The organism is Deltaproteobacteria bacterium, from assembly GCA_020848905.1.
Lineage (GTDB): Bacteria > Myxococcota_A > Polyangia.
This window is the reverse complement of record JADLHG010000001.1, coordinates 24869-30868: the sequence shown is the minus strand read 5'-3', so window position 1 is coordinate 30868 and position 6000 is coordinate 24869. Positions and strand designations below refer to the sequence as shown.

6 protein-coding genes are annotated in these 6000 nt (G+C 66.6%); 1 reads left to right on the top strand and 5 read right to left on the bottom strand.

Annotation, left to right across the window (positions count from 1 at the left end; all coding sequences use genetic code 11):
- The first annotated feature begins 68 nt into the window (after window positions 1-68).
- Window positions 69-455 carry a carboxymuconolactone decarboxylase family protein gene (locus tag IT371_00140; protein MCC6746030.1) on the top strand — a complete coding sequence of 129 codons (387 nt, stop codon included), beginning with the start codon at window positions 69-71 and terminating at the stop codon, window positions 453-455.
- Between the two features lie 62 nt (window positions 456-517).
- Here IT371_00140 and IT371_00135 read toward each other — a convergent pair whose 3' ends face one another.
- The 5 genes from IT371_00135 to IT371_00115 all read right to left on the bottom strand — a co-directional run bounded on the left by IT371_00135 (window position 518) and on the right by IT371_00115 (window position 5842).
- Complete coding sequence (locus IT371_00135) at window positions 518-895, bottom strand: hypothetical protein (GenBank protein MCC6746029.1); 378 nt, start codon at window positions 893-895, stop codon at window positions 518-520.
- A 3-nt stretch (window positions 896-898) separates the two neighbouring features.
- Window positions 899-2803, bottom strand: coding sequence for a S8 family serine peptidase (locus IT371_00130; protein MCC6746028.1), 1905 nt, complete (start codon window positions 2801-2803; stop codon window positions 899-901).
- Window positions 2804-3276: 473 nt separating this feature from the next.
- Window positions 3277-4779: a DegQ family serine endoprotease gene (locus IT371_00125; GenBank protein MCC6746027.1), complete on the bottom strand. Its 1503-nt coding sequence runs from the start codon at window positions 4777-4779 to the stop codon at window positions 3277-3279.
- A 191-nt stretch (window positions 4780-4970) separates the two neighbouring features.
- Window positions 4971-5354 carry an Hsp20/alpha crystallin family protein gene (locus IT371_00120; GenBank protein MCC6746026.1) on the bottom strand — a complete coding sequence of 128 codons (384 nt, stop codon included), beginning with the start codon at window positions 5352-5354 and terminating at the stop codon, window positions 4971-4973.
- Window positions 5355-5389: 35 nt separating this feature from the next.
- Window positions 5390-5842, bottom strand: a complete 453-nt coding sequence (locus IT371_00115; protein ID MCC6746025.1) for an Hsp20/alpha crystallin family protein — start codon at window positions 5840-5842, stop codon at window positions 5390-5392.
- Window positions 5843-6000 lie beyond the last annotated feature (158 nt).

Sequence of the window (6000 nt, the reverse complement as noted above, 5' to 3'; positions counted from 1 at the left end):
GCGAGCCACTTGCTCCTGCGCCGCGCGGTGCTATCTGGAGGGTGGGAGTGGGAAGGAGAGTGGGAACCATGGCAACCCGACAAGAGGTGTATCGCGAGGTCAAAGAGAAGCTGGGCGTCGTGCCCAAATGGGTAGAGCAGCTCCCCGACGGGGCGCTGCAGGGCTTCTGGAGCATGTCCGAGGACTTCTGGCTCCAGGAGACGAAGATCCCGAACAAGTACAAGGAGCTCATCGGAGTGGCGATCTCGGGCGCCACGCGCTGCCGCTACTGCGCGCTCTTTCACACCGAGGCGGCGCGGCTCTTCGGCGCCACCGACGCCGAGGTGGCCGAGGCCAGCGCGATGGGCGCGCTGAGCATGTTCGGGAGCACCTTCATCAACGCGCAGCAGATCGACTACGAGCAGTTCCGCAAGGAGGTGCGGGAGATCGTCGCGCACGTGAAGAAGAGCCTCTGACCACCGTTGCGGACGCACGGCCCGTCTGATGGGACGCGTGGTCCGCCAGCGCGCGTGGTCCGCTAGCGCGTGTCGCGAGCGGCGTCGCGTGGGCGGGTGGGGTTCGCGTCCCACCGCCACGCGTCGGCGCGGCTGTCAGGAGCAGGCTGGCCGTCGGGGACCCGCGCGTCCGGCCAGGGATACTGGAAGCCGTAGGGCACGCAGGTACTGCCGAACATGTAGCAGCGTCCTGCGGCGTCGCAGGCCTTCGCCACGATATGCCCCACGGCGCCGCAGCACCGTTGCTCGGGGTCCAAGCCTATGCCGGCTCCACACCCGTACCACCCGGGCTCCCAGGGACGACAGATCTTTTCCAACGTGCAGTCCTTGGCGCGATCGAAGTCGGCCTCGGCGCACCCAGCGGAGGAGAAACAGAGGATCACTGCAAGCGCCGCGCGCATGGCTCAGCTCACCGGGATGACGTCGTACGCGAAGCCTGCCCCGACGGCCATAGACCCGCCCCAACTCGGGCACCCGTTCCAGCCGTAGTACTGCGCCTCGATGACGTAGTCGCCGGTGGTAGGTGCCTTGAACTCGATAATCTCGTAGGCGTTGTCGTAGGAGTTCCCGCCCTGGCTGACCTGGATGTCGGTGAGCGGCGGGGGACTGTTTACCCGGCGCGCCCTGAGGTCGAAGTCGGATTGCACGCCGTAGCCGGGACATCCCTCCCAGGAGAGGACCGCCCGCACACGCTGGCCCGCGGTGAGCCACAGGCTGACCAGGGTTCGCTTGTGGGTCACGCTGTCGAAGCTGGTGGGGGTCCAGGTCTCGGGCGGGCGCACATGTCCCACGTACATCATCTGCTGGATCCGGTCGGCGTCGGGCACTCCCGCACCGTCCTGCTCATCCGAGTCCAGATGGTCGGAGTAGGATTTTTCACCGTGCGGGGCGACGACGTCGTGGGTGCAGTAGTTGTAGGGTGCGCTGATCCAACGGCTGCAGGCAGAGGCCATCAGCGCCGCGCGCGTGACCTCCGGCCAGTACTGGAAGAACGACGGCCAGCGCTCCTGCAGGAGGGTCACCAGCGCCGTGGCCGCCCCCGCGGCCAGGCTGGTTCCGACGTCGGTCATCGGGCCACCGCTCGGGGCATTGCTGGTCGTCACGGTACTCACCCCGCCGTGAAACGTGATATCCGGCACCTCGCGATCGCAGCCACTGCCCAGTCCCTCGCAGCTCGTCGGATTCAGCGTCGCCGTGGGATTCCAGAAGGACCTAACGGCTGAATAGGCGCCGACGCAAAGGACGTTCGAGGCCACGCAGTCCGCCACGGTGTCGATAGGTATCTGACTCGCCGACTTCACCACGGTCATTCCGAGCCGCGTGAACCGATCCTGGGCCGTGGGGTCCATGCGACCGTGCCCCCAGCTCTCGTTCACGAGAGTGACTCCTTGGTTTTGCAGCCACTCGAAGTTCGCCGCGTGGCTCTGCTGCACGTTGTTGGCGAAGTAGATCTGCGCCCGCGGGGCACCCCGCGCCCCGGGTAGCAGGTCGTGGCCGATCATCCCGAGGACCATGGTTTGATGCTGACCCGCGCAGTAGCCGCCGGGCCAGGCTGCGTAGCAGTATTCGGGCGCCATCGCCCCACGATCGCTGTCAAGGCAGACCCCGTCGCAGGCTGTGTGGCTCGTGCAACCGTGGACCTGCTGCGGGACCATCGCCGAGAAGTGAAACCAGGGGTTTCGGCCCAGGCAGTTGTCGCCGGTGAGCCCTACCTTGACTGCGGCGCCGTAGAAGTAGGCTGCGTTGATGTAGAAGGCCTCCGGGATTTTCAGGTCGCTGGTGGACGCCCAGGACTGCGCCACACCTTTCTGACCGCGCTTCGTCGCCGCCATCAGCTCGACCGAGGGATGGTCACGGAGGGCTCCGAGGAGAGCCTCCCTCGGGAGCCGGGCCTCGATCGAGGGCGTGAACTCGCCGCGCCAGAGGACCTGGCCGCCCTGCGCAGCGATTTCGGCGGCGACCGCATCCCCGACCGGGCGCAGCGCCGCCACGACGGCCGCGCGATAGGCTGCCCAGAGTTTCGGGGAAGGCTGGGTGGGTTTCGCCGGCAAAAGCGGAACCGCGTGCTCGATCTGAACCTCGTGAAGCGAGGTAGCCGGTGCGGAACGGAGCGCAGCGTGCAGACCAGGGGTGAGCTTGCCAAACTGGGACCTCTGCTGGGCCACCGCCTTGGCCACCTCGCCGGAGTACGCGACGCGCTTCCCGGCCGCATCGAGGTCGATCTTCCGCGTCTCGTGGGTCGCCGTGTCGAGAAGGACCAGCCGGTGGACGGCCCCGTGAGCAAAGGTCTTGGTGACGGCGTGCACCACGTGTTCGGTAGCCTTGAGATGCGGGGAGGCGAGCTGTCGGAGCGCTGTGGACTGCGAGGCTTCCTGTTGCAGGGCCCAGGCGTAGGGATCCGTGGCGCTGCGTTCCCATTGCCCGCGCGGACTCGTGGGACGACTACAGGCCGGCAGGCAACAGACCGTTAGAATGGCCAGGACGTGGGCCCCGGGACCAGCTTCAGAACGAACGAACGAACGAAGATCTCATGATGTTCCCCCTCGTGCGGTGTGGCTGCGCGCGCTCCCCTAGTCGCTCGCAGGGTCAAAACTACCGCATCGCGTACCACTCACGTGGCGACATGTCAATGCTGCGTCGCGTCCGCGCTCCTCGGCCGCTGCGCCGCGCGCTCGCCCTACACCATCCTCTGGGGGGGCTGAGCGCTCTCCTTGCCGCGGCGCGTGGCCATGAGCAGGCGCAGCCCCACTCGGAGCGGAGGAAGGCGTAGTACGGCACTCACCTACCGTCCTAGGAGAAGGTACACGGTGTGGCCGTCGCGATAGACGAGCAGCAGGATCCTTCCCCTGGCGGTCTCGCTCAGCTTGGCGAACTGCTCGGCGCTCGTCACCGTCTCCCGGTTGAGCTCGAGGATGACGTCCCCTTCCCGAAGTCCGGCGCGCGACGCCGGGCTCTCGGACGCGACGGCCTGCACCACGACGCCCTGGGCTAACCTCTCCGGGATGCGGTACTTGTCGCGCAGCATCGGGCTCAAGCTGGCCACAGTCAGCCCACCCAGCGAGCCATCGCCCTTGTCGATCCTGGCTTGCCCACCGATGGCCGTCGGCAGCTCTCCGAGCTCCAGCTCGAAGGTCCTGCGCCTGTGGCCACGCATCGTCTCGAGCTTGACCTTGGCTCCCTTCCCCGCGGCGGCGACGACGTTTCTCAGGCGGCTGGCACTGTCCACCTCTTCGCCGTTGATCTTCACCACCACGTCACCGCGCCTCATGCCGGCCCTGTCCGCCGGCGAGCCCGATGCCACGTCGCCGACGAGCACGCCCCTGGTGCTCTTGAGCCCCATCGCCCTGGACAGCTCCTCGGTCAGGTCCTGGATCGCCACACCGAGCCAGCCACGGATGACCTTGCCGTGCCTGGTGAGGCTCTCCACGATCGGTCGCACCATGTTCGACGGGATGGCGAAGCCGATGCCCTGATAGCCCCCCGTCCTCGAGAGAATGGCCGTGTTGATGCCCACCAGCTCGCCCGCCATGTTGATGAGTGCCCCTCCGGAGTTTCCCGGGTTGATGGCGGCGTCGGTCTGGATGAAGTCCTCGTAGTCGACGATGCCCATGTTGGCCCGTCCCTTCGCCGAGACGATGCCCATGGTCACGGTCTGCCCGACACCGAAGGGGTTGCCGATGGCGATTACCACGTCCCCCAGACGCAGCCGATTCGAGTCTCCGAACGGCAGAGGTCGGAGGTTCCTTGGCGCTCCCGCGAGCTTCAGCACGGCCAGATCGCTCTTCGGATCCGTGCCGATGATCTTGGCATCGAGCTCGCGCTTGTCCGCCAGCGTGACGCGGATCCTCTCCGCGCGCTCTACCACGTGGTTGTTGGTGAGGACGGTGCCGTCACTTCCGACGATGACTCCGGAGCCCAGGCTTCGCTCTCGGCGCTCCCGCGGCACATCGTGGAAGGGAAAGAACTCGTCGCCGAAGTAGCGACGGAAGAAGGGGTCGTTGAAGAACGGGGCGCGCATCTCCTCACCGTCCTGACGGATGACCTTCGTCGAGGAGATATTGACCACCGCCGGCAGGCTCTGCTCGGCGATGTCGGCGATGGAGACGTTCGTGCGGCCCCGGGTTTGGGCGAACGCGGGGTAGGGCACGAAGAGATCCGGGACCTGGGTTCGGGTCTCGCTCTCGAGACCGGCTCGTTGATGCGAGCAAGCGTTTGACCACACCAGCAGCGCGAGCAGTGCCGGCCCTGTGGAGAGACCTCCGGCGAAGAACAGCCGTCTCCTCATGGTGCACCTCCGAATAGCTAGCCGCTCGGTAGTCTCCTCATCCGCGCGCCTTGACCGGTATGAGCCTCGGGGACGGATCCTCTGCTAGTGCGTGCGCCGTTGCCGCGTCGATGCGACGGACACGCAGAGCGAGGGGTCGGGGCGGCGGTCCCGACCTGGACCCCGCGCCCCGACCAGGTGGCCACCCTCCGCTAGCTAGCGGCCTTCACCTGAATCTGCCGTGGCTTCAGCCCCTCGGACTTCGGTAGGTGCAGGCTCAGCACACCGTTCCTCAGGTCCGCGGCGATCCTGCGGCCGTCAATGCCGGCCGGCACGACGAAGCTCCGCCAGAAGTCGACGGCGTGGTACTCCCGTCGCAGGGCCTCGCCTCCCTGCGTCTCCTCCAGACGTGCAGAGAGGGTGAGTTGCTCGTTGTCCAGGTGGATCTTCAGGTTGTCCCGGTGCACCCCCGGGACGTCCGCCAGCAACAGGACCTCGTCGTCGTTTTCGTAGATATCCACCCGGGGCGCCGTCCAGGGCCGCTCCCGGACCTGTTCCGGAGTCTTGTCCTGATACTTCTCGAGCGCGTCTGACATGGGAAACCTCCTCTCGTCTCGCCCTCTGGCGATCGTTACGCAGCCTTCACGGAGATCTGCCGCGGCTTGGCCTCGGCAGCCTTGGCCAGCTTGACCGTCAGCAGGCCATCCTTGACCGTGGCAGCGGTCTTCTCCGGGTTCACCTTGCAAGGGAAGGTGAAGCTGCGAGAGAACTTCACGCTGCCACGCTCCTGCCGGTGCGCCGAGTAGCCCTCGGGCGCGGCCACCTTTCGCTCGCCACTCAGCGTGAGCTGATCCTGGTTCGCGGTGAGCTGGATGTCCTTCTCGGACAGGCCCGGCACCTGGGCCGTGATCACCAGGTCGTCACCCGCGTCGTACAGGTTCACCAGGGGCCAGGTGCCGGTGGTCAGCCGTGCGGAGCCGGGCCAGCGCTCCCCGTCGTACTCCTCGAAGATCCGACTCATGCGGCGCTGAAGCTCGTCCATCATCAAGAAGGCACGGTCGACATCACTCCATCGCGTAAGCATGGTTTACCTCCTCTGGTTTTCTATTCAGCGGGGCGGCGAAGGCCGTCTCCCGACGTGTTCTGGTGTCATCGGTAATCACGGAGGACTGCACGTCAAGAGCTCGACCGGGAGAGAGCGGCAGCCGAGGGAAAGGCGGTGCAGGGGCCTTGTGGGGGTGC

Coding starts and splice junctions, on each gene's coding strand:
- IT371_00140 (MCC6746030.1), top strand. CDS start 69: ATGGCAACCCGACAAGAGGTGTATCGCGAGGTCAAAGAGAAGCTGGGC.
- IT371_00120 (MCC6746026.1), bottom strand. CDS start 5,354: ATGTCAGACGCGCTCGAGAAGTATCAGGACAAGACTCCGGAACAGGTC.
- IT371_00125 (MCC6746027.1), bottom strand. CDS start 4,779: ATGAGGAGACGGCTGTTCTTCGCCGGAGGTCTCTCCACAGGGCCGGCA.
- IT371_00135 (MCC6746029.1), bottom strand. CDS start 895: ATGCGCGCGGCGCTTGCAGTGATCCTCTGTTTCTCCTCCGCTGGGTGC.
- IT371_00115 (MCC6746025.1), bottom strand. CDS start 5,842: ATGCTTACGCGATGGAGTGATGTCGACCGTGCCTTCTTGATGATGGAC.